Annotated in this window: 23 protein-coding genes; 6 read left to right on the forward strand and 17 right to left on the reverse strand. The window is 74.5% G+C overall.

Annotated elements, in window-relative coordinates; all coding sequences use genetic code 11:
• Window positions 1-17 precede the first annotated feature (17 nt).
• Together F8568_RS15935 and F8568_RS15940 are read left to right on the forward strand one after the other, a co-directional pair.
• A complete protein-coding gene (locus tag F8568_RS15935; RefSeq protein ID WP_151594330.1) occupies window positions 18-677 on the forward strand; it encodes a TetR/AcrR family transcriptional regulator in 660 nt (219 codons plus the stop codon).
• Window positions 678-931: 254 nt separating this feature from the next.
• Window positions 932-1789, forward strand: a complete 858-nt coding sequence (locus tag F8568_RS15940; protein ID WP_151594331.1) for an esterase/lipase family protein — start codon at window positions 932-934, stop codon at window positions 1787-1789.
• Window positions 1790-1868: 79 nt separating this feature from the next.
• On the opposite strand, the gene F8568_RS15945 is transcribed toward F8568_RS15940, so the two are convergent.
• From F8568_RS15945 to F8568_RS15970, 6 genes are all read right to left on the reverse strand, one after another.
• A complete protein-coding gene (locus F8568_RS15945; RefSeq protein WP_151594332.1) occupies window positions 1869-2561 on the reverse strand; it encodes a TetR/AcrR family transcriptional regulator in 693 nt (230 codons plus the stop codon).
• A 23-nt stretch (window positions 2562-2584) separates the two neighbouring features.
• Window positions 2585-3862: an aspartate aminotransferase family protein gene (locus tag F8568_RS15950; RefSeq protein WP_151594333.1), complete on the reverse strand. Its 1278-nt coding sequence runs from the start codon at window positions 3860-3862 to the stop codon at window positions 2585-2587.
• A 69-nt stretch (window positions 3863-3931) separates the two neighbouring features.
• Window positions 3932-4591 carry a GntR family transcriptional regulator gene (locus F8568_RS15955; protein ID WP_151594334.1) on the reverse strand — a complete coding sequence of 220 codons (660 nt, stop codon included), beginning with the start codon at window positions 4589-4591 and terminating at the stop codon, window positions 3932-3934.
• 16 nt (window positions 4592-4607) lie between these two features.
• Window positions 4608-5447, reverse strand: a complete 840-nt coding sequence (locus F8568_RS15960) for a maleate cis-trans isomerase family protein (RefSeq protein ID WP_160573636.1) — start codon at window positions 5445-5447, stop codon at window positions 4608-4610.
• A gap of 35 nt (window positions 5448-5482) precedes the next feature.
• Window positions 5483-6244, reverse strand: a complete 762-nt coding sequence (locus tag F8568_RS15965; protein WP_151594335.1) for a maleate cis-trans isomerase family protein — start codon at window positions 6242-6244, stop codon at window positions 5483-5485.
• A gap of 16 nt (window positions 6245-6260) precedes the next feature.
• Window positions 6261-6743, reverse strand: a complete 483-nt coding sequence (locus F8568_RS15970) for a DUF3830 family protein (RefSeq protein WP_151594449.1) — start codon at window positions 6741-6743, stop codon at window positions 6261-6263.
• Between the two features lie 259 nt (window positions 6744-7002).
• On the opposite strand from F8568_RS15970, the gene F8568_RS15975 reads away from it, so the two are divergent.
• On the forward strand, window positions 7003-8031 hold the full coding sequence (locus F8568_RS15975; RefSeq protein ID WP_151594336.1) for a D-2-hydroxyacid dehydrogenase: 1029 nt from the start codon (window positions 7003-7005) through the stop codon (window positions 8029-8031).
• 5 nt (window positions 8032-8036) lie between these two features.
• Window positions 8037-9431 carry an amidase gene (locus F8568_RS15980; protein ID WP_151594337.1) on the forward strand — a complete coding sequence of 465 codons (1395 nt, stop codon included), beginning with the start codon at window positions 8037-8039 and terminating at the stop codon, window positions 9429-9431.
• Here F8568_RS15980 and F8568_RS15985 read toward each other — a convergent pair.
• Window positions 9418-10431, reverse strand: coding sequence for an alcohol dehydrogenase catalytic domain-containing protein (locus tag F8568_RS15985; protein WP_151594338.1), 1014 nt, complete (start codon window positions 10429-10431; stop codon window positions 9418-9420). The genes F8568_RS15980 and F8568_RS15985 overlap by 14 nt on opposite strands.
• Before the next feature lie 163 nt (window positions 10432-10594).
• Between F8568_RS15985 and F8568_RS15990 the strand changes: the two genes are divergently transcribed.
• Complete coding sequence (locus F8568_RS15990) at window positions 10595-11290, forward strand: TetR/AcrR family transcriptional regulator (RefSeq protein WP_151594339.1); 696 nt, start codon at window positions 10595-10597, stop codon at window positions 11288-11290.
• Here F8568_RS15990 and F8568_RS46805 read toward each other — a convergent pair.
• From F8568_RS46805 to F8568_RS16015, 5 genes are all read right to left on the reverse strand, one after another.
• Window positions 11280-11474 carry a hypothetical protein gene (locus F8568_RS46805; RefSeq protein ID WP_202125010.1) on the reverse strand — a complete coding sequence of 65 codons (195 nt, stop codon included), beginning with the start codon at window positions 11472-11474 and terminating at the stop codon, window positions 11280-11282. The genes F8568_RS15990 and F8568_RS46805 overlap by 11 nt on opposite strands.
• A gap of 161 nt (window positions 11475-11635) precedes the next feature.
• Window positions 11636-12289: a DUF1707 domain-containing protein gene (locus F8568_RS16000; protein WP_236008801.1), complete on the reverse strand. Its 654-nt coding sequence runs from the start codon at window positions 12287-12289 to the stop codon at window positions 11636-11638.
• Between the two features lie 75 nt (window positions 12290-12364).
• Window positions 12365-14641 carry an FdhF/YdeP family oxidoreductase gene (locus F8568_RS16005; RefSeq protein ID WP_151594340.1) on the reverse strand — a complete coding sequence of 759 codons (2277 nt, stop codon included), beginning with the start codon at window positions 14639-14641 and terminating at the stop codon, window positions 12365-12367.
• Between the two features lie 108 nt (window positions 14642-14749).
• Window positions 14750-15835: a S1C family serine protease gene (locus F8568_RS16010; RefSeq protein ID WP_328600902.1), complete on the reverse strand. Its 1086-nt coding sequence runs from the start codon at window positions 15833-15835 to the stop codon at window positions 14750-14752.
• A gap of 136 nt (window positions 15836-15971) precedes the next feature.
• Window positions 15972-16952: a phosphotriesterase family protein gene (locus F8568_RS16015; RefSeq protein WP_151594341.1), complete on the reverse strand. Its 981-nt coding sequence runs from the start codon at window positions 16950-16952 to the stop codon at window positions 15972-15974.
• A gap of 101 nt (window positions 16953-17053) precedes the next feature.
• Here F8568_RS16015 and F8568_RS16020 point away from each other — a divergent pair, with 101 nt between their 5' ends.
• Complete coding sequence (locus F8568_RS16020) at window positions 17054-17683, forward strand: TetR/AcrR family transcriptional regulator (protein ID WP_151594342.1); 630 nt, start codon at window positions 17054-17056, stop codon at window positions 17681-17683.
• Here F8568_RS16020 and F8568_RS16025 read toward each other — a convergent pair.
• The 5 genes from F8568_RS16025 to F8568_RS16045 all read right to left on the reverse strand — a co-directional run bounded on the left by F8568_RS16025 (window position 17680) and on the right by F8568_RS16045 (window position 23555).
• Window positions 17680-18582, reverse strand: a complete 903-nt coding sequence (locus tag F8568_RS16025; protein ID WP_151594343.1) for an LLM class flavin-dependent oxidoreductase — start codon at window positions 18580-18582, stop codon at window positions 17680-17682. The two genes, F8568_RS16020 and F8568_RS16025, sit on opposite strands and share 4 nt — an antisense overlap.
• A gap of 19 nt (window positions 18583-18601) precedes the next feature.
• Window positions 18602-18739 (reverse strand): hypothetical protein, encoded by a 138-nt coding sequence (locus F8568_RS16030; RefSeq protein WP_160573637.1) that lies wholly within the window; start codon window positions 18737-18739, stop codon window positions 18602-18604.
• Complete coding sequence (locus tag F8568_RS16035) at window positions 18732-19340, reverse strand: malonic semialdehyde reductase (RefSeq protein ID WP_151594344.1); 609 nt, start codon at window positions 19338-19340, stop codon at window positions 18732-18734. Before F8568_RS16035 ends, F8568_RS16030 begins: the two co-directional genes overlap by 8 nt.
• Window positions 19341-19477: 137 nt before the next feature.
• Entirely contained in the window at window positions 19478-21202 is a 1725-nt protein-coding gene (locus F8568_RS16040; RefSeq protein ID WP_151594345.1) for a TRAFAC clade GTPase domain-containing protein, read from the reverse strand.
• A 4-nt stretch (window positions 21203-21206) separates the two neighbouring features.
• Window positions 21207-23555, reverse strand: a complete 2349-nt coding sequence (locus F8568_RS16045; protein WP_151594346.1) for a GAP1-N2 domain-containing protein — start codon at window positions 23553-23555, stop codon at window positions 21207-21209.

Here is a 23555-nt window from a genome sequence, read left to right on the forward strand (position 1 = left end):
TCCGCGATGATGGGGGCATGCCGCAACCGTCCGCCCAGCGGGGCAGGCCGCCCCGGATCTCCCGCGCCGAGATCGTCGAGACCGCGCGCCGGATCGTGGACGCCGAGGGCGTGGACCGGCTGACGATGCGGCGGCTCGCCAAGGAGATCGGCAGCACGCCGATGGCGCTGTACCACCACGTCCGCGACAAGGAGCAGCTGCTCGTCCTGCTGCTGGACGACTACGCCGCGCGGATGGCGCGCGAGCCCGAGCTGCCCGCCGATCCCCGCGCGCGGGTGGTGGCCGCGGCGACCGCGATCCGCGGGACGCTCGCCGCCTGCCCCTGGATCGCGGAGGTGCTCACCGCCGACGACCTGCTCGGCCGGTCGGCGCTGTGGTTCGTCGAGCAGATCCTGGACGGCCTGGAGGGGTGCGGGCTGGGCCCCGAGCGGGCCGTCCACGCCTACCGGGCGATCTGGTACTACACCGCCGGGGAGATCATCGTGCGGGCCGCGGCGGCACGGCGGCGGGCCGGCGACGACCGGCCGACCTACCGCGAGCGGGTGTTCGCCGGCATCGACGCCGCCGAGCTGCCGCGCCTGGCGGAGGTCGCGGACCGCTGGGCCGAGCTGACCGCGCAGGACACCTACGCCGACGGCCTGCGCGCGCTGGTGGACGGGCTCGTCGGCGCACCGTGAAAAGGCCCTGGGCCGCGGGTCGGAAGGCGCGCGCGGGCCCGGTTGTGAGCCGCCTGACAATTCCTCCGGGCGATTGACGAGTCGCGCCACAAGACCGCGCGGAAATGCGGCCGTACCTTGTCAGCACCTCAGCTGATCAATGCGGCCGCACCCACCCCCACCCCCGACCTCACGACGATTCGCGGCCGGAACCCGCATTCCCGCTTCCCGGGTTCCGGCCACTGTTCGGCGTGCCCGCTTCCAGGGAGATGAACATGCGTTTCAGGCGACTCAAGTCCTGGGCCGTCATCGCCGCGGCGATCCCCACCGCCCTCGGGCTGACGTCCGTGCTCGCGCCCGCCGCCCACGCGGAGACGAGCCCGGACGGAGCCAATGACTGGAACTGCAAACCGTCGTTCCTGCACCCCCGCCCGGTGGTGCTGGTGCACGGCACTTTCGAGAACATGGCGTTCAACTGGCAGAAGCTCTCGCCCGCGCTGAAGAAGGCCGGCTACTGCGTCTACGCGCTCAACTACGGCGGCGCGCCGGACGCCCCGATCCAGGGCACCGGTGAGATCGCCGCGTCCGCGGGCCAGCTGTCGGCGTTCGTCGACAAGGTGCTGGCCGCGACCGGCGCCTCGAAGGTCGACATGGTCGGGCACTCCCAGGGCGGGATGATGCCGCGCTACTACCTGAAGTTCCTCGGCGGCGCGGCGAAGGTCAACAAGCTGATCGGCATCGTGCCGTCCAACCACGGGACGAACCTGGACGGGCTGGTGGAGCTCGGCAGCCTGCTCGGCATCACGCAGGCCGTGGTGAAGGCCGCGCCGGCGGCCGGCGAGCAGATCACCGACTCCGACTTCCTGAAGAACCTGAACGCGGGCGGCGACACGGTGCCCGGCGTGCAGTACATCGTGCTGTCCACCAAGTACGACGAGGTCGTCACGCCGTACACCTCGGAGTTCCTGAACGGCTCCAACGCGCAGAACGTGCTGCTGCAGGACAAGTGCGCGAACGACACCAACGCGCACGTCGGCATCGCGTTCGACCCGGTCATGATCAAGTTCGTGGAGAACTCGCTCGACATCTGGGGCCCGTACTGGCCCATCGACTGCGGCAACCCGCTCGGCTGACGTTCCCGGAACACGGCGCCCGGCGGTTTCCCCTTTCACCGCCGGGCGCCGTTCGGTATTCAAAGCGCGAGCCGTTTCGCTAGCAGGCGTCGCGGCCCGGTCCGGTGCGCAGGTCGGCCAGGTCGGGCGGCGCGGGCAGGTCCGCGGCGGGAAGGCCGGTGAGCTCGCCGACGTGCCGGCGCAGCACCGTCCGCATCTCCGCCGGGCCGGTGCTCTCCGGCTCCAGGACGGCGTGCAGGGTGAGCCCGTCCACCAGCGCGTGCACCCGCGCGGCCTCGGCTTCCAGGTCCAACCCCGGCCGCAGGACGCCGACCCGGCCGGCCGACCGCAGCACGCGCAGCGCGACCGAGCGCAGGTCGCCGTGCATCTGCGCCGCGAGCGGCCGCAGCTCGGGCCGGGTGCGGGCGCCGACGCTGAACGCCAGCCACACCTCGGCCTCCTCACGCCGCTCGGCGTCGAAGGGGAGCAGCTCGGCGAACAGCGCCTCCAGCGCGGCGGCGTGCTCGGCGGGCGGCGCGGCCGGGTCGGGGACGGCGAGCCGGCCCGCGCGCAGCCGCAGCCGCTCGGCGGCCCGCTCGGCGAAGTAGCGCATCGCGAAGATCATGATGTCGGCCTGGCCGCCGAAGTAGTGCCGGACGGACCCGATGGCGAGGCCCGCCTCGGCGGCGACGTTGCGCAGCGACGCCTGCTCCAGGCCGTCCCGGCGGGCGACCCGGAAGACGGCCTCGGCCACCTCGCGGCGGCGGGCCTCGGGATCGACGATCTTCGGCACCCTCCTTTTATAGCACGTCCATGCTATGTGTCGCGTTCTGCCGCACCGTGCGCCGCGGCGTCGCCGAGCGCGTCCGACCACAGCGCGAGGGCGTCGTCGATCTGCGACGCGTCCACCACCAGCGGCGGGATCATCCGGACGACGTTGCCGAACGCGCCGCAGGTGAGCAGCAGCAGGCCCCGCTCCGCGGCGGCGGCGTGGGCGCGCTGGGCGGCGGCCGGGTCGGGCTCGCCGTCCGGCGTGCTGAACTCGCAGGCCTGCATCAGCCCGAGGCCGCGCACGTCGCCGATCTCCGGATGGTCGGCCGCGGCCTTGCGCAGGCCCTCGTTCAGCCGGGCGCCGAGCACCGCCGCGTTCTCGACCAGGTTCTCGTCCCGGATGACCTCCAGGGTGGCGAGCGCGGCGGCGCACGCGACCGCGTTGCCGCCGTAGGTGCCGCCCTGCGACCCCGGCCAGGCCTTGCCCATCAGCGCCGCCGGCGCCGCGATCGCCGACAGCGGGAACCCGCTGGCCAGGCCCTTCGCGGTGATCAGCACGTCGGGACGGATCGCGGCGTGCTGGTGGCCCCAGAACCGGCCCGTCCGGCCGTAGCCGGTCTGCACCTCGTCGACGACCAGCAGGATCCCGTGCCGGTCGGCGCGCTCGCGCAGCCCCTCCAGGAAGGCGGGCGGAGCCGGGATGTAGCCGCCCTCGCCGAGCACCGGCTCGACGACGAACGCGGCGGTGTCGGACACCGGGCTGGACGTCGCGAGCACGTAGTCCAGCTCGCGCAGCGCGAACCGGGTCGCCTCGTCCTCGTCCCACCCGTACCGGTAGGCCTGCGGGAACGGCGCGACGGCGACACCCGGCATCAGCGGGCCGATGGCCGCGCGGAACTTGGTGCCCGCGGTGGTGAGGGCGGCGGCGCCCATCGTCCGCCCGTGGAACGAGCCGTGGAAGACGACGATGTTCTGCCGTCCGGTCGCGTGCCGGGCCAGCCGGATGGACGCCTCGACGGCCTCGCTGCCGCTGTTGAGGAAGAACAGGGTGTCCAGGCCGTCCGGCAGGACGTCGCCGAGCGCCTCCACCAGGCGCAGCAGCGGCCGGTGCATCACCGTCGTGTACTGCCCGTGGATCAGCGTGCCGACCTGCGCGCGCGCCGCCTCGACGACGCGCGGATGGCAGTGCCCGGTGTTGGTGACGCCGATGCCGGCGGTGAAGTCCAGGTGGCGGCGGCCGCCGGCGTCGTAGAGGTACACGCCCTCGCCGCGTTCGGCCAGGACGGGGGTGGCCTGCTTGAGCAGGGGTGAGAGCTGAGCCATCGCGTCCTCCGGTAGATTGTCGACAATCTGCACGCTAGGTCGCCCCGGACCCGTTGTCCAGGGGACCCCCTACGAGGCGCGCAGCCGCCTGATCGAGTCGGTCATGTGCTCCTCGATCAGCTGCAGCAGCCGCTCCTCCTCGCCGTCGCCGATCGCGTCCACCAGCCGGCGGTGCTCCTCGACCAACTCGGACGGCTCGGGATAGGTCTCCTGCAGCGCGTTCAGGCACATCCGCGTCTCCACCAGCAGAGTGGCCGCCATCCGCTCCAGCCGGGGGCTGCCGGACGAGCTGACCAGCACCTCGTGGAACGCCTGGTCGGCGTCGCTCATCTTGACCCGGTCGCGCTCGCGCGCCGCCCCGATCAGCGCCTCCAGCGCCTCGGTGAGCCGCGCGACCGCCTCGCCCCGGTTGCGCTGCATGATCAGCTGGCAGGCGGCCCGCTCGATCGCCAGCCGGGTGAGGTAGACGTCCTCGACGTCGCCCTGGTCCAGGGTGATCACGAAGAGCCCGCGGTGCGGCTCGCTGACCAGCAGCCCCTCCTGGACGAGGCGCTGCATCGCCTCGCGCAGCGGGCCGCGGCTGATGCCGAGCCGCGCGGCCAGCTCCGCCTCGCCGAGCTGCGCGCCCGGCTCCAGCGCCCCGTACATGATCGCCGAGCGCAGCTCGTCGGACACGATCTCGACCGTCGACCTGCGCGGGACGGGTTCCAGCTCACCCAACCGGCCCATCGGCGGGCCCCTTTCGTCATAGCTGCCAGGGATGCGATCCCGACGGGGCCGGCCCGAGGGGCGCGGGAGGCCGTCCCCTCGCGGGCGGTACCGGCCCCGGTGCCGGGGCGGGGACGGCGAACAGCCGGCCGAGCCCGGCGCGCGGCGCGAGCCCGGCCGGGCCGGCGGCGAGCCGCAGCCCCTCCCACACGCTCACCTGGTTGGCGGTGAGCACCGGCTTGCCGACCCGCTCCTCCAGCTCGTCGAGCCAGCACACGGTGTGCAGCGCGGTGTCGGGCACCAGCACCGCCTCGGCGTCGGGATGGTCGTTGGCCGCGGCGAACTCCAGCACCTCGTCGCGGCGGAGGGTGCCGACCTCGGCGGCGGTGACGATGCCCCGGCAGGACAGCGCCACCACCTCGATGCCGGCGTGGCCGAGGAACGCGCCGAACCGCTCGGCGACGTCGGCCGGATAGGTCGCGGCCACGGCGACCCGGCGCAGGCCGAGCGCGCGCGCCGCGTGCACGAACGCGAACGACGTGCTGGACGCGGGCACGCCGGCGGCCTCGCCGACGGCGCGGACCTGCGCGGCGGCGCCGTCCCAGCCGAACACGAAGCTGCCGCTCGTGCACGCCCACACGGCGGCCCGCACGCCCAGCGCGCGCAGCTCGCGGGCGCCCTCGCCGAGCACGTCGTCGCCGCCGATGTCCAGCAGCGCGTCGACCCGGTGGGCGTCCTCGCGCATCAGGGTGTGCACGACCGGCAGGCGGACGTCGCCCGCTCCCGACTCCCGCAGCACGCGCTCGATCGCGGGGTAGTCGTCCTCGGCGCTGTAGCCCGGGTAGAGGAACCCCGCGGCGGGACCGTTTCGCTGCATGTTGTCGACAATCCTACCTTCCTCGATCATCGGGGTCAGGCCGCCGTCGGACGGCCGAGCTGCACCAGCCACTGCCCCGGGCCGGCCGCCGAGCGGCCCATCGCGCGCAGCGCCGAGCACATGGTGACCTGGTTGGCGGTCAGCACCGGCTTGCCGATCATCTGTTCCAGCGGGGCGATGATGTCGTAGGTCGGCACGTTGGTGCAGCTGATGAACACCGCCTCGGCCTCCGGCCGGTCCACCGTCGACACCGCGCTCACGATCTCGCCGTAGCCGACCTTCCAGATGTGGCCGAGCAGCCCCATCCCGACCGACGACACCACCTCGACGCCGTGCTCGCGGAGGAAGGAGACCAGCCGCTCGGTGACCGCGTCGATGTACGGGGTCACCACCGCGATCCGGCCCGCGTTCAGCAGCCGCAGCGACTCCACCAGCGCGCCCGACGTGGTGGCCACCGCGGGCGCGCCCGCCTCGGTCATCGTCCGGTGCAGCGCCAGCTCGCCGGCCCTGCCGCGGATGAAGCTGCCGGACGCGCAGGCGTAGGCGACCGCGAGCGGCTCGGGGGCGAGCACGTCGCGGGTCGCCTGCCGGACGATCGAGTGGTCCGACAGCGCCGAGGCCATCTCGACGGTCACCGGCACCGGGACGTACGGCAGCCGGGTCATGAACAGCGACACGTCGTCGGGCGTCCACCGCCACAGCTCGCGGTCGAGCGCGAAGTCGAACGGCGCGACCACGCCGATGCCCTGCTGCGCGACCAGTTCGGGCCCGACGACCAGCGTGGGGTCGAATGCCATCTGCGCGGCCGCCGCTCTAGGACTCGTGCCGGCGGTAGACCAGGCGCTCGCCGACGGCGCCGGACCGCCAGACGTCGTTGCACGCCTCGGCCATCCGGTCGAGGCCCTCGGTGATCGTCGCGTACACGTTGCCGGGCACCCAGCCGACGTCCCCGTTCAGCAGCAGGTTGTTGCGGCCGTAGAAGATCGCGAGGTCGATGACGCCGGGCAGCCCGTGGATGTTCTTCTCCTCCTTGAACGCCCGGTCGAGCATCCCGCCGGGGAAGGAGAAGTAGACGACGTCGCCGGGGATCGGCGTCACGGTCGGGTTCTCCAGGCCGACCTCCTCCTCGGCGAACCGCTCCACCATCGTGTAGACCTCGTTGCGCGCGTACTTGGCGTGGTACGCGTCCCCTCCGAGGGGCAGGCCGCGCCATACCGCCTCGCAGGTGCGCGGCGCGTCCTTCTCCAGGAGCTCGGCGACGCAGGACACGCCGCGCTTCTCCAGTGAGATGGTCATGAGCTTGGCCATGCCGGACCTTCCCGTGGACAGGGGTGGGCGAGAGCGTCGCCACCCGAAAGGACTCTTGCGTTAGAGCGCTCTGGGACGCGTCCTGGCCTTGGGCGAAACGGTTGCGACGGTCTTGCAGCACGATCAGCGCGGCCACCTGGCGGTTCGTCCCCGCTGATTGTTGACAATCCTACGAAGCGTTCCTAGCGTGTCAATGCCCCTCCGCGTTGCCTTCGCGTTAAATCCCGAACACCGAAAGTGGCCGCCGATGGAGCAAGGTCCGAACGTCCCCGGTGAGCCGCCGCGCGTGGTGGTGCTCCGCGGCGACGTCCCGCCGCCCGCGATGGCGGCCGCCGAACGCCTCGCGCACGTCGTCTACGTGCGCGAATCCCAGCTCGCGGGCGCCCTTCCCGGCTGCGACGCGCTCTTCGTGTGGGACTTCTGGTCGGACGCGCCGGCGGCGGCGTGGCCGCGTGAGGGCGGCCCCCGCTGGGTGCACATCGCGAGCGCCGGAGTCGACCGGCTGCTGTTCCCCGGCCTGGTCGAAGGCAACACCATCGTCACCAATTCGCGAGGGGTCTTCGACGAGCCGATCGCCGAGTACGTCCTCGGGCTCGTGCTGGCGTTCGCCAAGGACCTGCACACCACCGTCCGGCTCCAGGACGAGCGCGTGTGGCGGCACCGCGAGACCGAACGGATCACCGGGGCCCGCGCGCTGGTGGTCGGCACCGGCCCGATCGGCCGCGCCGTCGCCCGCCGGCTCACCGCCGCCGGGCTGCACGTGACGGGCGCCGGCCGCACCGCCCGCGACGGCGACCCCGACTTCGGGCTCGTCCACCCGCCGGAACGGCTGCCCGCCGCGCTCGGCGACGCGGACTACGTCGTCCTCGCCGCGCCGCTCACCGCCGCCACCCGGAACATGATCGACGCGGCGGCGCTCGCCCGGATGCGGCCGTCCGCGCGGCTGATCAATGTCGGGCGCGGGCCGCTGGTCGCCGAGGACGACCTGGTCGAGGCGCTGCGCGCGGGCCGCATCGCGGGCGCGGCGCTCGACGTGTTCGTCGACGAGCCGCTCGCGCCGTCCTCGCCGCTGTGGACCATGCCCAACGTGATCGTCTCGCCGCACATGTCGGGGGACGTGACCGGCTGGCGCGCCGAGTTGGTCCGGCTGTTCACCGACAACCTCGACCGGTTCGTCCGCGGCCGCGAGCTGCGCAACGTCGTCGACAAGCGGCTGGGCTACGCGCGCCCGGACACCGGCGCCGCACGGACCCCGTACGCCGGGCAGAGGAGGTAACGGCCATGACGGACGCGGCAGACCTGACCGCCGCCGAGTTGCTGGAGGCGTACCGGGCGAAGGCCCTCTCGCCCGTCGAGGCCGCCGCGGCCGTCCTCGCGCGGATCGACCGGGACGACCCGGAGCTCAACGCGTTCTGCCTGGTCGACCCGGACACCACGATGGAGATGGCGCGCGCGTCCGCCGAACGGTGGCGGCGCGGCGAGACCCTCGGGGCGCTCGACGGCGTGCCCGTCTCGATCAAGGACGTGCTGCTCACCCGGGGCTGGCCGACGCTGCGCGGGTCCACCACGATCGACCCCGCCGGGCCCTGGACGGAGGACTCCCCGGCCGTCGCGCGGCTGCGCGAGCGGGGCGCGGTGTTCGCCGGCAAGACGACCACGCCGGAGTTCGCGTGGAAGGGCGTCACCGACAACCCGCTCACCGGCGTCACCCGCAACCCGTGGGACGCGTCCCGCACGCCCGGCGGGTCGAGCGGCGGCGCGGCGGCGGCCGTCGCGGCGGGCATGGCGCCGCTCGCGCTCGGCACCGACGGCGGCGGCTCGGTCCGCATCCCCGCCGCGTTCACCGGCACCTTCACCATCAAGCCGACCTACGGCCGCATCCCGCACTACCCGGCCAGCCCGTTCGGCACGCTCGCGCACACCGGCCCGATGACCAACACCGTCGCGGACGCGGAACTGCTGCTCGACGCGGTCTGCGGCGCCGACGCCCGGGACTGGTCGGCCCTGGCGCCGCCGGCCGCGCCGTTCACCGGTGGCGGCCCGGACGACCTCACGGGCCTGCGCGTCGCCTTCAGCCCCGACCTCGGCTTCGCCCGCGTCGACCCGGAGGTGGCGGCCGCGGTGGCCGCCGCGGCCGAGGCGTTCACCGAACTCGGCGCCAAGGTCGAGCAGGCCGACCCGGGCTTCGCCGACCCCGTCGCCGACTTCGAGGTGCTCTGGTTCGCCGGCGCCGCGAAGGTCGTCGAGCACCTCACCGCCGGGCAGCGCGCGCGCCTCGACCCGGGCCTGCGCGAGATCTGCGAGCAGGGCGCCCGCTACACGGCCGTCGAGTACCTCGCCGCGACCGCGCGCCGCATGGAGCTCGGCCGCCTCATGGGCCTGTTCCACGAGCGCTACGACCTTCTCCTCACCCCGACCATGCCGATCGCCGCGTTCGAGGCCGGCCTCGAGGCGCCGCCCGGCTCGCCGTCCCCCCGCTGGACGTCCTGGACGCCGTTCACCTACCCGTTCAACATGACCCAGCAGCCCGCCGCGAGCCTGCCGTGCGGGTTCACCGCGGACGGGCTGCCCATCGGCCTCCAGGTCGTCGGCGCCCGGCACGCCGACGCCCTGGTCATGGCCGCCTGCCGCGGCTACGAGCGGGCGCGGCCGTGGAAGCGGCTCACCCGAACGTGATCACGGAGCGGCCGTGGTGCCGGCCCTCGACCATCGTGGTGAGGACGCCGGGCGCCTCGTCCAGCGTGACCGGCGTGACGTCCGGGACGATCCCGTGCGCGGCGGCGAACGCGAGGGTGTCGCGCAGGTCGTGCGGGGACCCCGACGGGCTGCCCATCACCCGCACCCGGTTCATCACGAGCGCGCCGGGCGGCACCGCGAGGTTCTCGGCGCCGACGCCGAGAACCAGCAGGGTGCCGTCCGGCGCGAGGCCGCCGAGGGCCGCCTGCGCGGGCGCGGTGCTCGGCGTGGTGTTCACGATGACGTCGGCTCCGCCCCAGCTCCGCAGCGCCTCGGCCGCGTCCTGCTCGTCCGTCGCGACGTAGTGCTCGGCGCCCCGCCGGCGCGTCTCGTCCTCGGCGCGGCGCGACCGGGACACCGCCGCGACGCGGGCGCCCATCGCGGCCGCGAACCGGATCGCCATCTCCCCGACGCCGCCGGTGCCGAGCACCGCGACGCGCGACCCGGCCGCCGCGCCCGCGTGCCGCAGCCCGTTGAACGCGGTGATCCCGGCGCACATCAGCGGCGCCGCGGCGACCGGGTCCAGGCCGTCCGGCAGCGGCGTGACGAACCCGGCGCGGGCGATGTAGTACTCGGCGTACCCGCCGTCGTCGGTGATCCCGGTGACGCGCCGGGGCGCGCCGGTGCACAGGATCTGGTCGCCGCGCACGCACTGGTCGCAGCGCCCGCACGAGCCGTAGATCCACTGGCCGCCCACCGGCGTGCCCGGCGCGGGCCACTCGACGCCCGGTCCCAGCTCGGCGACGACGCCGCTGATCTCGTGCCCGGGCACGGTCGGGAACCGCGCGGACGGGTAGTTCCCGTGCACCAGCCCGACCTCGGAGAAGCACATCCCGCAGGCGGTGACCTTGACGAGGATCTCGCCGGGGCCGGGCGCGGGCGTCTCCCGCTCGACGACCTCCAGCGGCTTGCCCTGTTCGGTGAGAACGGCGGTGCGCATCTCGCGTTCCTCTCGTAGACGGGGACGGCCGGATCGCGACCGCCAGAACCAACGATATACCCGCTCCTATAGTGCCGCTACAGCACGCTGGGGGTCCGAATCCTGATATGCCCAGGTCAACCGCGCCTAACGGCGCTCACCGAAGTTATGTAGCATCGCTGTTGTGGGCGTGCAGAAGGACACCGACGGGCGGGACCGCATCCTGCGGGCGGCCGCCCGGCTGGTCGCCGAGTCCGGCGGCGAGCCCGTCTCCACCCGGGCCGTCTGCGCCGCCGCCGGCGTCGGCGCGCCCACCCTCTACCACCACTTTGGCGACAAGCAGGGGCTCCTGGACGCGGTCGCCGCGCACGGGCTCGAGGAGTACCTGGCGAGCAAGCGCGCCCAGCCCGGCACCGGCGACCCGGTCGACGACCTGCGCCACGGCTGGGACCTGCACGTCGAGTTCGGCGTGTCGCACCCGGCCGTCTACGCGCTGATCTACGGCTCGCCGCGCACCCCGCCCGCCGCGGACGAGGCCTACGCGATCCTGCTCGGCCTGGTCGGCGCCGTCGCCCGCGCGGGCCGCCTCCGCGTCCCCGTGGAGACCGCGGCGCGGATGATCCAGGCCGCGAGCGTCGGCGTCGTCCTCTTCCTGGTCGCGAACGGCGACGACGGCGGCGGCCTGTCGGCCCGCACCCGCGAGGCCGTCCTCGCCGCCGTGACCGTCCCGAAGGACCCCTCGGCCGGGCCCGCTTCCCCCGATGCCCGCGCCGCCTCCGCGCTCGCGCTCCGCGCCGCCCTGTCGGCCGGCCCCCCGTCCGGCTTCAGCCCCGCCGAGGCCGCCCTCCTCGCCGAATGGCTCGACCGCCTCACCGGCTGACGTCCACCGCGGCCCGCGCGGCCGGCCGTCGTCGCGGGTGGTTCACCGCGGCGGGCCGGCCTCGGTGCGCCGCAGGGCGGCGGGGGAAGACGGCGTGGTCCCAGACGAAGAACCCGTCCCACCCGGCGGCCTCGGCACGGCGTGCCGGCTCCGCGACCCGGCGCGGGTCCGCGAACTCGTCCACGTTGGGAACGCTGATTCCGAAGCGCACAACGCGACACTACGGTGCCGGAAAGTCGATTTCCAGATTACGATATTCCGATCTCCGGGCGGTCCGGTCGGCGGGTTCCGCCGAAGGCGCGGCGGTAGGTGCCGGGCGTGCTGCCGAGGTGCGCTCGGAAGTGCTCAATCGCCGGGTTCGCGGTTCTTGAGTTCCTTGCGGAGCTTCTTCTCGCGGCGGCGGGCGCGGCGTTTGACGTCGACGCCGCCCCAGAACGCGAAGCCCTTCACGACGACCGTGGGGGAGCCGGGCACGCCGGCGGCGCTCGCGCCGTGGTCGAAGCCGCCCATGATGCCGATGCCCTTGACGTGGACGGTGATGTCCTCGGGCGCGATGACCTCGACGCCGCCCATGAGGGCGAACGCGCGGATCGTGACCTCGCCCTCGGTGAAGCGGGCCTCGCGCAGGTCGATCTTGCCGCCGCCCCAGAACGCGAACGCGGTGAACGCGCGGGGGACGTTCCACACGCCGGTCCGGGTGAAGCCGCTCATGACGCCGATGCCGGTCGACCAGGACGGGGCGCCGTCGACCGGGCGCCAGTCGGCGCCGGTGTGGGGAGCGGGCGCGGCGGACGTCACGGCCGCGGGCAGGTCGCGGGTGAGCGGCTCCAGCTCGGCGTAGGTCTTCGCCGCGTACACCGCGTCCAGCCGCTCGTCGAGCTCCTCGAGCGTGAGCCGTCCCTCGCCGGCCGCGTCGCGCAGCACCTGCGCGACCCGGTCCCGGTCGGAGTCACCGGCTCGCATTTCCGGCGTACCGGCGTGTTCCGGCAGGTTCGTCATGCGTCGAGACTAGACCAGCAAGGGCTCGCGGTGTCCTGTGGCGACACTCTCGTCGCCTTCCGCTCCAGGCGCCGGTCAGCCCGGGACCAGGCGGATGATCACGGACTTGGAGGTCGGGGTGTTGCTGACCTCGGCGGTGCTGTCGAGCGGGACGAGCACGTTCGTCTCCGGGAAGTACGCGGCGGCGCAGCCGCGGGCGGTCGGGTAGGCGACGACGCGGAACGCGGGCGCCCGGCGCTCCACGCCGTCGGACCACTCCGACACCAGGTCGACCGTGGCGCCGTCGGCGACGCCGAGGGCGGACAGGTCGTCGGGGTTGACGAACACGACGCGGCGGCCCGCCTTGATGCCGCGGTAGCGGTCGTCCAGGCCGTAGATGGTGGTGTTGTACTGGTCGTGGCTGCGGACGGTCTGGAGCAGCAGCCGGCCCTCCGGGACGCGCAGCACCTCCAGCTCGTTCACCGTCAGGTTCGCCTTGCCGGTCGCGGTCGGGAAGCGGCGCTCGTCGCGGGGCGCGTGCGGGAGCGTGAAGCCGCCGGGCTCGCGGACGCGCGCGTTGTAATCGGCGAAGCCGGGGACGACGCGGGACACGTGGTCGCGGATGACGTCGTAGTCGCGCTCCATCGCGTCCCAGCCGATGCCGGAACCGGGGAGCGTCGCCTTCGCGAGCCGGCAGACGATCGCGACCTCCGACAGCAGGTGCTCGGAGGCGGGGGCGAGGCGCCCCCGGGAGGCGTGCACCATGCCCATCGAGTCCTCGACGGAGACGAACTGCGGCCCGGACGCCTGCTCGTCGCGCTCGGTGCGGCCGAGCGTCGGCAGGATCAGGGCGAGCTCGCCGGTCACCGCGTGCGAGCGGTTCAGCTTCGTCGACACCTGCGCGGTGAGCCGGCAGGAGCGCAGCGCCCGCTCGGTGACGGCGGAGTCGGGCGTGGCGCGGACGAAGTTGCCGCCCATCCCGAAGAACACCTTCGCCTTGCCGTCGCGCATGGCGCGGATCGCGTCGACGGTGTCGAGGCCGTGCTCGCGCGGCGGCTCGAACGCGAACTCCGCGGCGAGCGCGTCGAGGAACTCGGGCCTGGGCTTCTCGTAGATGCCCATCGTCCGGTCGCCCTGGACGTTGGAGTGGCCGCGGACCGGGCAGACGCCCGCGCCGGGACGGCCGATGTTGCCGCGCAGCAGCAGGAAGTTGACGACCTCGCGGATCGTCGGCACCGAGTTGCGGTGCTGGGTGAGGCCCATCGCCCAGCACACCACGATCCGCTTGGAGGCGAGCACGTCGCCGAGCGTCGCGGCGATCTCGCCGCGGGTCAGCCCGGTCGCCTCCAGCACGTCGTCCCAGTCCAGGCCGCGGACGTGCTTGTCGAACGCCTCGAACCCGTGCGTGTGCGCGTCGAGGAACTCCCGGTCGAGCGCGCCCGGGGCGTCGGACTCCAGGAGCATCCGGTTGAGCGCCTGGAACAGCGCGAGATCGCCGTTCAGCCGGATCTGCAGGAACCGGTCGGCGAGCGCGGTGCCGCGCCCCGTGACGCCGGACGGCCGCTGCGGGTTCTTGAACCGCATCAGCCCCGCCTCGGGCAGCGGGTTCACCGCGACGATCCGGGCGCCCTCCTTCTTGGCCTGTTCCAGTGCGGACAGCATCCGCGGGTGGTTGGTGCCGGGGTTCTGCCCGACCACGAAGATCAGATCGGCCTTGTACAGGTCGTCGAGGAGGACCGAGCCCTTGCCGATGCCGATCGTCTCGCCGAGCGCCGACCCCGACGACTCGTGGCACATGTTGCTGCAGTCGGGCAGGTTGTTCGTGCCGAAGGCGCGGGCGAACAGCTGGTAGGCGAACGCGGCCTCGTTGCTGGTGCGCCCCGAGGTGTAGAAGACGGCCTCGTCGGGGGAGTCCAGCGCGGTCAGCTCCGACGCCAGCAGCCCGAACGCCTCGTCCCACGACACCGGCTCGTAGTGCGCGGACCCGGCGCGCTTGATCATCGGCTCGGTCAGCCGGCCCTGCTGCCCCAGCCAGTGGTCGGAGCGTTCCGCCAGCTCGCCGACGGTGTGCGCGGCGAAGAACTCGCGGGTGACGCGCCGCGCCGTCGCCTCCTCCGCGACGGCCTTGGCGCCGTTCTCGCAGAACTCGGCGACGTGCCGGTGGTCGCCCTCCGGCCACGCGCAGCCGGGGCAGTCGAACCCCCGCTTCTGGTTGACGCGCAGCAGCGTCAGCGCCGTCCGGCGGACGCCCATCTGGTCGTAGGACTGGCGCAGCGCCGCGGTCACGCCGGGGACGCCGGCCGCCCACGTCTTCGGTTCCGACACGCGCATCCCGGTGTCGTCGAAGTCATCGGCGGGCGCCTGGCGGGTCATCGTTCACATCCTCGCGATCGGGGTGCTTCCACTCTCGCACGCCCGAGGCCGTCCGGCGCCGTCGACTTGCGCCCAATGGAAGCGCGCCGCCGGCTACTGTGCCGCCCGCTACTGCGGCGGGCCGTCGGCCAGGCGGAGCATGGCGGCCGTCCGCGCGCCCTGCGCGGTGAACCACTCCATCCGGACGGTCTCGCCGGGATGGTGGGCGAGCATCAGCCCGGTGAGCGTGGTGGGCGAGTCGACCGCGGCGCCGCCGAGCGAGATGATCGTGGCGCCGACCGGGACGCCCGCCTCGTCGGCCGGGGTGCCGGGCACGACCTCGACGACCTGGGCGCCCTGGGTGCCGCCGGAGCGGACCTTCACTCCGAGCATGGCGGTCCGGCCGATGTGCACGGTCGCCGACGCCTGGCCGCGGGCGATCTGGCGGGCGATCGCGAGGGCCCGGTCGGACGGGATGGCGTAGCCGCGGTGGGTGCCCTTCGGCTTGGACTTGCCGACGGTGAACGACGCGGACGCCGCGGTGTTGATGCCGATGACCCGGCCGCGGGTGTTCAGCAGCGGGCCGCCGGAGTCGCCCGGCCGGATCGGCGCGCTCGTCTCGATCATGCCGGTGAGCCGCTCGGAGGTGCCGTCGCTGTCGTCGCGGGCGGTGACGGTCTGGTCGAGGGAGGTGACCTTGCCGGTGACGACGGTCGGGGTGCCGCCCTTGCCGCCGGCGTTGCCGACGGCGGTGACCGGGTCGCCGACGCCCACCGTGGACGGGTCGCCGAACACGGCGGCCTTCAGCCGGGCCGCGCCGTACAGCCGGATCACCGCGACGTCGCTCTGCCGGTCGTAGCCGACGATCTGCGCGGTGTAGGAGCGCCGGTTGTCGGTGTCGGTGCCCTTGATGGTGGTGGCGCCCTGGATGACGTGGTTGTTGGTCAGCACGAGCCCGGAGGGGTCCATGACGATCCCGGTGCCGGCGGCGCGGGTGCTGTTCAGGCCCTGCTCGGTGTCGATGTTGACGACGCCGGGGCGCCGCCCGCTCGGCTTCTCGTGCTCGGCGACCGGCGTCTTGACCGGCGGGGGGACGTCCTCGGGGCCCGCGCCGCGGTCGAGGGCCTGGCAGCCGGGCGCGACGAGGGCGAGCAGCGCGGCCAGCAGCAGGGGAATCGCGGAGCGGAGACCGCGATGCTCGAAGACCTCGTTCACCGGCGCCTCCTAGCAGTTTCCTCCCATGATTCCCGATCCGAGGGGATTAGTCCTTGAGACGGGTTCTTGACCATCCCAGGGACGACCGCTGGTGGAACGGCGCCTCAGGCCGCCGTCCGTCCGGTGGCGCGCGCCGTCAGGGGGCGAAGTACCGGCGCGGGTTCCCGACGAGCATCTGGTCGATCTGCCCGTCCGGCACGCCCGCCTCGCGCAGCGCGGGCAGCACGTCGTCGCTGATGTGGCGGTAGTTCCAGTTCGGCGCGAACGCCGGCACGGTCGCCGGGTCGGGCCCGAACCAGTCGATGAAGCAGCTCGCGTCGTGGCTGAGCACCATCCGGTCGGCGTAGCCGCGCTCGCACAGCGCCACGACCGTGCGGACCCGGTCGGCGGTCGGGTTGATGACGTCCAGCCCGAACCGGTCCATGCCGAGGATCGCGCCGGTGTCGGCCAGTTCCATCAGGTAGTCGAGGTCGTTGCTGTCCCCGGCGTGCCCGATGACGACCTTGCTGAGGTCGACGCCCTCCTTGCCGAGGATCTCCACGACCTTCCGGCCGGCGTGGATCGAGCTCTCGGTGTGCACCGTCACCGGGGCGCCCGTCTCGCGGTGCGCGCGCGCCACCGCCCGCAGCACCCGCTCCACGCCCGGGGTGAGGCCCGGGGCGTCGATCGCGCACTTGAGGAACGCGGCCTTCACCCCGGTGCCGGCGATGCCCTGCGTCAGGTCGCGGACGAAGTACTCGATCATCGGGTCGGGGCCGTCGTCCATCAGCGTGCCCGGCCCGCGGTGGTGGAACTGGAACGGCAGGTCGTTGTAGGTGTAGATCCCGGTGGCCGCGATGATGTTGAGCTCGGGCACCTGCGCGGCGATCCGCTGTATGCGCGGGATGTAGCGCCCGAGCCCCCACACGGTCGGGTCGGCGATCGTGGTGATGCCGCGCGCGGGCAGCTCCCGCAGCTTGGCCACCGCGTCGGCGACCTTCTCCTCCTCGTCCCACCAGTCGCCGGCGCCGTAGTTCTCGACGTGCTCGGTGCCGAGGCAGAAGACGTGCTCGTGCATGAACGTGCGGCCCAGGGCGTCGACCTCGACGGGTCCGCGGACGGTCTCGACAGCGGGCATCAGGGGGCTCCCTCGATCCAGGCGGGACAGGTGCATACCGACCGGTCGGTTTCTGGCAAGCTATGTCCATGGACGCGGGCGCGTCAATGGGAGGAACGCCGATGACCGAGACCCAGCCTACGGACGCCGCGGCGGACGGCGGCGCGGACGGCGCGCCGGTCCGGCGCAGCCCCGTCGAGCGGCGCATCCTGGACGCGGCGCTGCGGCTGTTCGCCGAGCGCGGCTTCGACGGGACGTCCGTGCAGGGCATCGTCGAGGCCGCCGAGGTCACCAAGGGCGCCCTCTACCACTACTTCGACTCCAAGGACGCGCTGCTCTACGAGATCTACCACTCGCTGATCGCCCGGCAGCTCGCCGACCTCGACGCCGTCCTCGCCGAGGGGCTGCCGCCGCGCGAGGCCGTCCGCAAGGTGCTGACGGGGCTGATCCTCAGCACCGCCGAGCACATCGACGAGGCGAAGGTGTTCAGCCGGGAGTCGCACCGGCTCGACGACGCCCGCATGCACGCCGTCCGCGCCGACCGCCGCCGCTACCACAACACCTTCCGCGGCCTGGTCGAGCAGGGCAAGCGGGACGGCTCGTTCACCACCCCGACGCCCGCCGACACCGTCACGATCGTCGCGCTCGGCATGGTCAACCAGCTCCCGCGCTGGTACCGCGCCGACGGCCCGAAGCCCGCCGCCGAGCTGGCCGCCGAGGTCGCCGACTTCATCCTGGCCGCCCTCGACTAACGGCGGGTCTGGAGGGGGAGCGCGGCGTCGCGGACATCGGCGAGTTCGGCGTCCCAGTCGTCCGGTGCGGTGAGCGGGGCGAGGACGAACTTCGACAGGCCCGCCTCGATCAGCCGCTTGAGGTGCGCCTCCAGGCCGTCGAGGTCGGGGACGACGTCGGCGGGGTCGGCCGGGCCGCTCACCCTGCGGACGCGCGCGAACCGGGCGGCCGCCTCGTCCGGCAGGGGGCCGCGCCGGTACGGCACGACGGCGCCGAAGTGCTCCTCCTCGATCTCGCGCCCGGCGGCAGCGGCGGCGTCCTGCACCGCGATCCGGCCGCGCTCGGCCTCGGCGGGCGTGGTGAACGCGGCGAGCCAGCCGTCCGACAGCCGTCCGGTGCGGCGCAGCTCCGCGTCCGACGTCCCGCCCATCCACACGTCGAAGCCGCCCTTGACGGGGCGCGGCAGGATCCGCAGGCCGTCGTAGCGGAAGCGCGGCCCGTGGTGGACGACGGCGCCGCCGGCCCAGAAGCGGCGCAGCAGCGGCAGCGCCTCCTCGAAGATCTCGGCGCGCTCCTCCCGGCGGACGCCGAACGCCTGCTGCTCGGCGGGCAGCCGCTGGCCGAGCCCGAACGCGGGCAGCAGCCGGCCGCGCGACAGCACGTCCAGCGAGGCCAGCTCCTTGGCGAGCAGGGCGGGGGCGCGGCCCGGCACCGTCATCACGGCGGTGCCGAGCTTGATCCGGGACGTCAGCGCCGCCGCGTGCGTGAGCACGACGACGGGGTCGAGCCCCCACCCGGACGCCCGCTCGGACACCCACAACGAGTCGAAGCCCTCGCGTTCGAGGCCGCGGGCGAGGGCGGTCAGGGAGTCCGGGCCGAGCTCGCCGGACGCGGGTGCCATGCCGATGCGAACGATCACGTCCCGACCGTACGCACGGTCAGTTCGCTGACGCAACCCTCGGCGGCGTGACCGCGGCGACGGCGGCGGCGAGCAGGGCCAGCACCACGATCAGCACGAGCCGCCGGTCGGCCCGGACGGCCGCGGGCGCGGCCGTCCGGGCGCCGGGGTCAGACAAGCTTCACCGCCTGCTCGAAGTCGAGGCGGGGGTTGCGGGGGAACCAGGCGTCGGAGCCGGGCTTGCCGGCGTTGACGACGGCGATGGCGCGCTGGTTGCCGTCCAGGAACTCCTTCTCCACGGCGGCGGCGTCGAAGCCGGCCATCGGGCCCGCGGCGAGGCCGGCGGCGCGGATGCCGAGGATCAGGTAGCCGAGCTGGATGGAGGCGTTGAAACGGGCCATGGCGGGACGGCCGGGGTTGGCGTGCATCGCCTCGCGGGCGCCCTCCCGGTGCGGGAAGGTGACCGGGAGGTGCTCGTGGAAGTCCTCGTCGGCGGCGACGATGAGGGTGAGCGGCGCGGACGCGGTCTTGGCGCGGTTGCCCTCGGACATCAGCGGCACGAGCCGCTCGCGCGCCTCGGGGGTGCGGACGGCGACGAGGCGCAGCGGCTGGGCGTTCATCGCGGTCGGCGCCCATTTGACGAGGTCGTAGATCGCGCGGAGCTGCTCGTCGCTCACCGGCTCGGCGCTGAACGTGTTGGCGGTGCGGGCCTCGCGGAACAGCAGGTCCTGGGCGGACGCGTCGATGGCCAGCAGCCCCTCGGGCGCGATGGTCGTCATGGCTTCACCTCTCGTTCGGCTGGGGGAGCCGCTGGATCTCCGGCTCCGAGAGGGTGTAACCGGGCGACGCACCGTTATCTGCCGTGTCAGGGAGTGCGATGCGTCACAGCCGGGCACGGCGTTCACCAGCCGCCGGTTCAGTACGGGAACCGCTCGGCGGCGGCCACCACGGCGCCGGTGACGGTCGCGACGGTGAGCACCGACAGCCCGCACAGCACGGCCCAGCGTCCGGCCTGGTAGCCCGCGGGGACGCGGCCCGAGCCCCGGCCGCGGACCGGCCAGGGGGCGCGCAGCGGCGCGGTGCCGGGGACCTCCTGCGCGTCGCCCGCGGTGAGCGGGTGGTCGCCGCCGGACGGCGCGGCGGGCGCGAGCCCGGACGCCCAGCCGAGCAGGTCGGCGACCTCCGCGGGATCGGTGGAAAGGCCGGAGGCGAGGTAGCGGACCTGCCCGGCGACCTGGTCGAGGGTCCGGACGGTGTTGCCGAGCCCGACGCCGCCGAGCCAGGCCCGGACGTCGCCGTCGTGGCCGAGGCAGCGGCCGATCTCGGTGCGGACGAGCAGGTCGGCCTTGGTGACGATGACCGCGACGCGCTTCTGCCGGCCCTGGTCGGGACGGGAGCGCAGGTCGTTCAGGACCCGCTGGAGGGTGTCGGCCGGGTCCTCCTCCGACGAGGCGGCGGCCCGGTCGACGAGGTCCCGCTCGTCCGCGCCGAGGGACCGGCGGACCTGCGGCAGCGCGAACGGGTCCACGACGAACAGCAGCGCCTCGCCGTGGTCGAGGTAGCGCAGCGACTCGACCTCGGTCGCGCCCGTGTAGTGCTCGCCTGCCGGGTCGAACAGGTACAGGATGCGGCGGGCGCGGCCGGGCAGGTCGACGTCCACCATGGTCGCGAGCGGCAGCTCGGGGCCGGTCTTGGCGGGCCGCCCGCCGCGCTGGAACTCGCGGATCGCGCCCGCGTACGCCTGCGCGTGCCGCTGCTCCACGAACGCCAGCCGCCCCTGCACGGACCGGGCGCGCGCGTGCAGCGCCCGTATGCCGAGGAACATGAACGTGGTCTTGCCCGCGGCGGGCCCGCCGACGAACGGCAGCGGCTCGACGCGGACGCGCCCGATCCGCTCGGGCAGGCGCCCGCCGCAGTGCGGGCAGTACGCGGCGAGCCGGAACCGCCCGAGCGGGACGGTCGTGGGCAGCCGCGCGCCGCACCGGCACACGTGCCGGAACGCCCCGGCCGCCCCGGGCGTCAGGCGCCGGTGCCGGGCGCCGCATCCCGGGCACTCGTACTCGGGCAGGCCGATCCGCTCGTAGCAGAACGGGTGCGGGCAGGTCTGCAGGATCCGCCCGTACGCCATGAAGACCCGCTCGACGGCCGCGAGGAGCAGCACGCACGCCAGCCACGCCGCCAGCCCGACGGCCGCGACGACCCCGTACAGGATCGTCAGCGCCAGCACGAACGCCGCCGCCGGGACGGCCGCCGCGACGATCCCCGCGCACAGCGCCAGCCAGAACGGGAACGCGAAGAACCCCCACGGGCCGCCGAGCAGCGTCCGGGTCAGCCGCACGACGGTCCCCGACGCGATCCGGTACACCTGCGGGACGACGGTCCGGCTGATCGTCCACCAGTCCCGCCACACCTGGACCAGCAGGTAGTTGCGGTACGCGACGTCGGGCGAGGCGACGGGGGACGGCCCGTCGAGGGTGGACGGGGCGAGCGTGCGGCACGCGTTCAGGTAGTAGACGCCGAGCGCGGCGGCGCCCGCGACGATCAGCGTCGCGGGGAACAGCACCGGGAACACGTACCAGAACCCGAGGAACATCACGCCGGCCCACACGGCGACCAGCAGCAGCATGATCAGGATCTGCACGGGCTCACCTCCCCTCGTCCCCGGCGAGGAGGTCCCTCAGCGCGGCGCGCAGCTCCGGCCGGCCGGCCAGGCGCGCGTCGAGCTGCCGGCCGGCGAGCCAGCGGCCCGCGGCTCCGCGCGCCCAGGCCTCCAGGTCCGGTTCGGTGATCCCGCGCGCCCGCAGCCGCAGCACGATCTCGATCAGGTCGTTGCGCCGCTCGACGCCGGCGCCGCGCAGCTGGGCGCGGCCGGCGCGGGCGCGGGCGGGCAGCTCGGCGGTCCAGCACCCGGCGATCCGGGCCCGGACGGGCGGCGGCACCGCGCCGAGCAGCGCCGCGCGGAACGCCGGCGGGCGGCGGCACAGGCGCCGCGCGGCCGCCTCGAACGCCTCGCCGGTGAGCCGCGCGGACGCGCGGCGGGCGCCCGCCAGCGCGTCCATGGCGCGGGCCGCCTCGTCGGGCCGGGAGGCGGTGATCGCGTCGGCGTAGGCGCGGACGGCGGCGGCGTCCGCGGCGGCCCGCCCGCCGGGCAGCACCGCCGGCACGCGCGCTGCGAGCCGCAGGCTCTGCGCGTCGGCGAGGGCGTCGTGGCCGAGGGTCTCGAACGTCCGTGACGGCAGGGCGGCCAACGCGGGGACGTCCGCCAGGTCGGTGCCGAACGCGTCGAGCAGGTCGGCGCACTCGGCCGCGGACGGCGCCGCGGCCCACACCTCGGCGAGCGCCGCGCCGGCGTCCGCATCCCGTGCCGTGGAGGCGCCGGTCAGCCGGAGCAGCTCACCGGTGACCGCGATGCGGCGTGGACGGTACCGGCGGCCGATCGAGACGAGGACCGGCACGGCGACCTCGGGGACGGCGCGCAGGCGCTCGGCGGCGTGCTCGTAGAGCAGGTCGCAGGTGCCCGGGGTGAGCGCGGCGGCGCGGTCGCGGGCCGCCGCTTCGGCGAGGCCCCGGACGGCGCCGTCCAGCAGCGCCGCGCGGGCCTCCGCCGGACAGGCGCGGTGGGCGGCGGGCAGTCCGGCGGCGCCGAGACGGGCCCGCCGCGCGGCGGCGGTCGCGAGTTCGTCCAGGTCGAGACGGGTGCCGGCGCGCACCGCGACGGCCGCGACCGCGGCGACCTCGGCCAGGTCGGGGGCGTCCGCGAGCGCCTGCGCCACGCGCGGCTCCAGCTCGCCGGCGCGCTCCGGCAGCTCGGGCATCCGGTCCCGCGCGGCGGGGTCGGACAGGGCCAGCACCGCGATCCGCGCCGCGCACTCCCGCGCGACGCCGGTCGCGCCCGACGCGAGGGCGCGCTCGTGGACGGCGAGCGCCAGCTCCAGGCCCATGGAGGCGACGCCCGGTGCCAGGTCGCGCCAGACCCACTCGGGGACGGCCGCTCCGGGTCGCGACAGCAGCGCCGCCGCCGCGCCCTCCTCGGCCGCCGTGACCGGCCCGTCGCGCCGGCACAGCGCGAGCAGGGTCGCGGCGCCGTCCAGCGCCGAAGGGCCGGACGGCTTCGCAGGCCCGGACGGCGCCGCGCCGTCCAGCGGCGCGAGCTCGCCGAGCGCGTCGAGCGCGGCGAAGTCGGCGTCGTGCCAGCACGCCGCGACGGTCCGCGCGAAGCGGGACGTCCCGTCGCCGCCGCCGAGACCGGCCCGCAGATCGACGGCCAGCGCGTGGGACGCGTGGTGCCGCACCGCGTTCCACACGTCCGGGGTGGTGCCGACGAGGCGCTGCGCGGCGCCGTCGGGGTCGGCGGTGTAGGTGACGAACGACAGCCGCGCCGCCGCCGCGACTGGCAGCGAGTACGACACCACCGCGATCCAGCGGGCGATCAGCTCGACGTCGGCGGCGACCAGCACGATCCGGCCGTGGCCCCGGCCGAGGACGCCGGCGACCGCGTCGACCAGCCGCGCGAGCGTGCCGTACGCGTCGGGCGGCCCGGACCCGGCGAGCCACGCCGCGAGCGACTCGGGGTCGAGCGCGGCGCCCGGCGCGAGGTCGTCCAGCTCGCCGAGGTCGCCGTCGCCGGGCAGCGGCGCCCACAGCGGCGCGTGCCACAGCTCGGCGGGACGCAGCCCCTCCAGCTCGTCGTCGTCGGCGACCACCGCGTGCGCGAAGAAGTTGCCGTACCGGCCGGAGTAGTCGCGGCCGAGGTAGCGGCAGCGCAGCAGCAGCGGGCGGCCGTCGACCCGGTCGTACAGCAGCGAGACGGGGAAACCGGCCAGCTCGGCGTCGTCGGGGGACAGCGGCGCGTCCGGCGGCGGACGGTACGACAGGTACGGCGTGACCGCCGCGCGCACCCCGTCCGGCAGGCCGGGCGTCTCGGCGACGAACTGGAACCCGGCCCGCCCGGTGGGCCCGCGCCGCGCGGAGGTGTAGTGCAGCTGCCACGCCAC

This window comes from Actinomadura physcomitrii (assembly GCF_008923205.2).
GTDB classification, from domain to species: domain Bacteria; phylum Actinomycetota; class Actinomycetes; order Streptosporangiales; family Streptosporangiaceae; genus Spirillospora; species Spirillospora physcomitrii.

What these genes read in the sequence shown, in the direction of transcription:
- F8568_RS15935 (WP_151594330.1), top strand. Translation starts at nt 18, where the DNA reads ATGCCGCAACCGTCCGCCCAGCGGGGCAGGCCGCCCCGGATCTCCCGC.
- F8568_RS15940 (WP_151594331.1), top strand. Translation starts at nt 932, where the DNA reads ATGCGTTTCAGGCGACTCAAGTCCTGGGCCGTCATCGCCGCGGCGATC.
- F8568_RS15950 (WP_151594333.1), bottom strand. Translation starts at nt 3,862, where the DNA reads ATGGCTCAGCTCTCACCCCTGCTCAAGCAGGCCACCCCCGTCCTGGCC.
- F8568_RS15955 (WP_151594334.1), bottom strand. Translation starts at nt 4,591, where the DNA reads ATGGGCCGGTTGGGTGAGCTGGAACCCGTCCCGCGCAGGTCGACGGTC.
- F8568_RS15960 (WP_160573636.1), bottom strand. Translation starts at nt 5,447, where the DNA reads ATGCAGCGAAACGGTCCCGCCGCGGGGTTCCTCTACCCGGGCTACAGC.
- F8568_RS15965 (WP_151594335.1), bottom strand. Translation starts at nt 6,244, where the DNA reads ATGGCATTCGACCCCACGCTGGTCGTCGGGCCCGAACTGGTCGCGCAG.
- F8568_RS15970 (WP_151594449.1), bottom strand. Translation starts at nt 6,743, where the DNA reads ATGACCATCTCACTGGAGAAGCGCGGCGTGTCCTGCGTCGCCGAGCTC.
- F8568_RS15975 (WP_151594336.1), top strand. Translation starts at nt 7,003, where the DNA reads ATGGAGCAAGGTCCGAACGTCCCCGGTGAGCCGCCGCGCGTGGTGGTG.
- F8568_RS15980 (WP_151594337.1), top strand. Translation starts at nt 8,037, where the DNA reads ATGACGGACGCGGCAGACCTGACCGCCGCCGAGTTGCTGGAGGCGTAC.
- F8568_RS15985 (WP_151594338.1), bottom strand. Translation starts at nt 10,431, where the DNA reads ATGCGCACCGCCGTTCTCACCGAACAGGGCAAGCCGCTGGAGGTCGTC.
- F8568_RS16000 (WP_236008801.1), bottom strand. Translation starts at nt 12,289, where the DNA reads ATGACGAACCTGCCGGAACACGCCGGTACGCCGGAAATGCGAGCCGGT.
- F8568_RS16005 (WP_151594340.1), bottom strand. Translation starts at nt 14,641, where the DNA reads ATGACCCGCCAGGCGCCCGCCGATGACTTCGACGACACCGGGATGCGC.
- F8568_RS16015 (WP_151594341.1), bottom strand. Translation starts at nt 16,952, where the DNA reads ATGCCCGCTGTCGAGACCGTCCGCGGACCCGTCGAGGTCGACGCCCTG.
- F8568_RS16020 (WP_151594342.1), top strand. Translation starts at nt 17,054, where the DNA reads ATGACCGAGACCCAGCCTACGGACGCCGCGGCGGACGGCGGCGCGGAC.
- F8568_RS16035 (WP_151594344.1), bottom strand. Translation starts at nt 19,340, where the DNA reads ATGACGACCATCGCGCCCGAGGGGCTGCTGGCCATCGACGCGTCCGCC.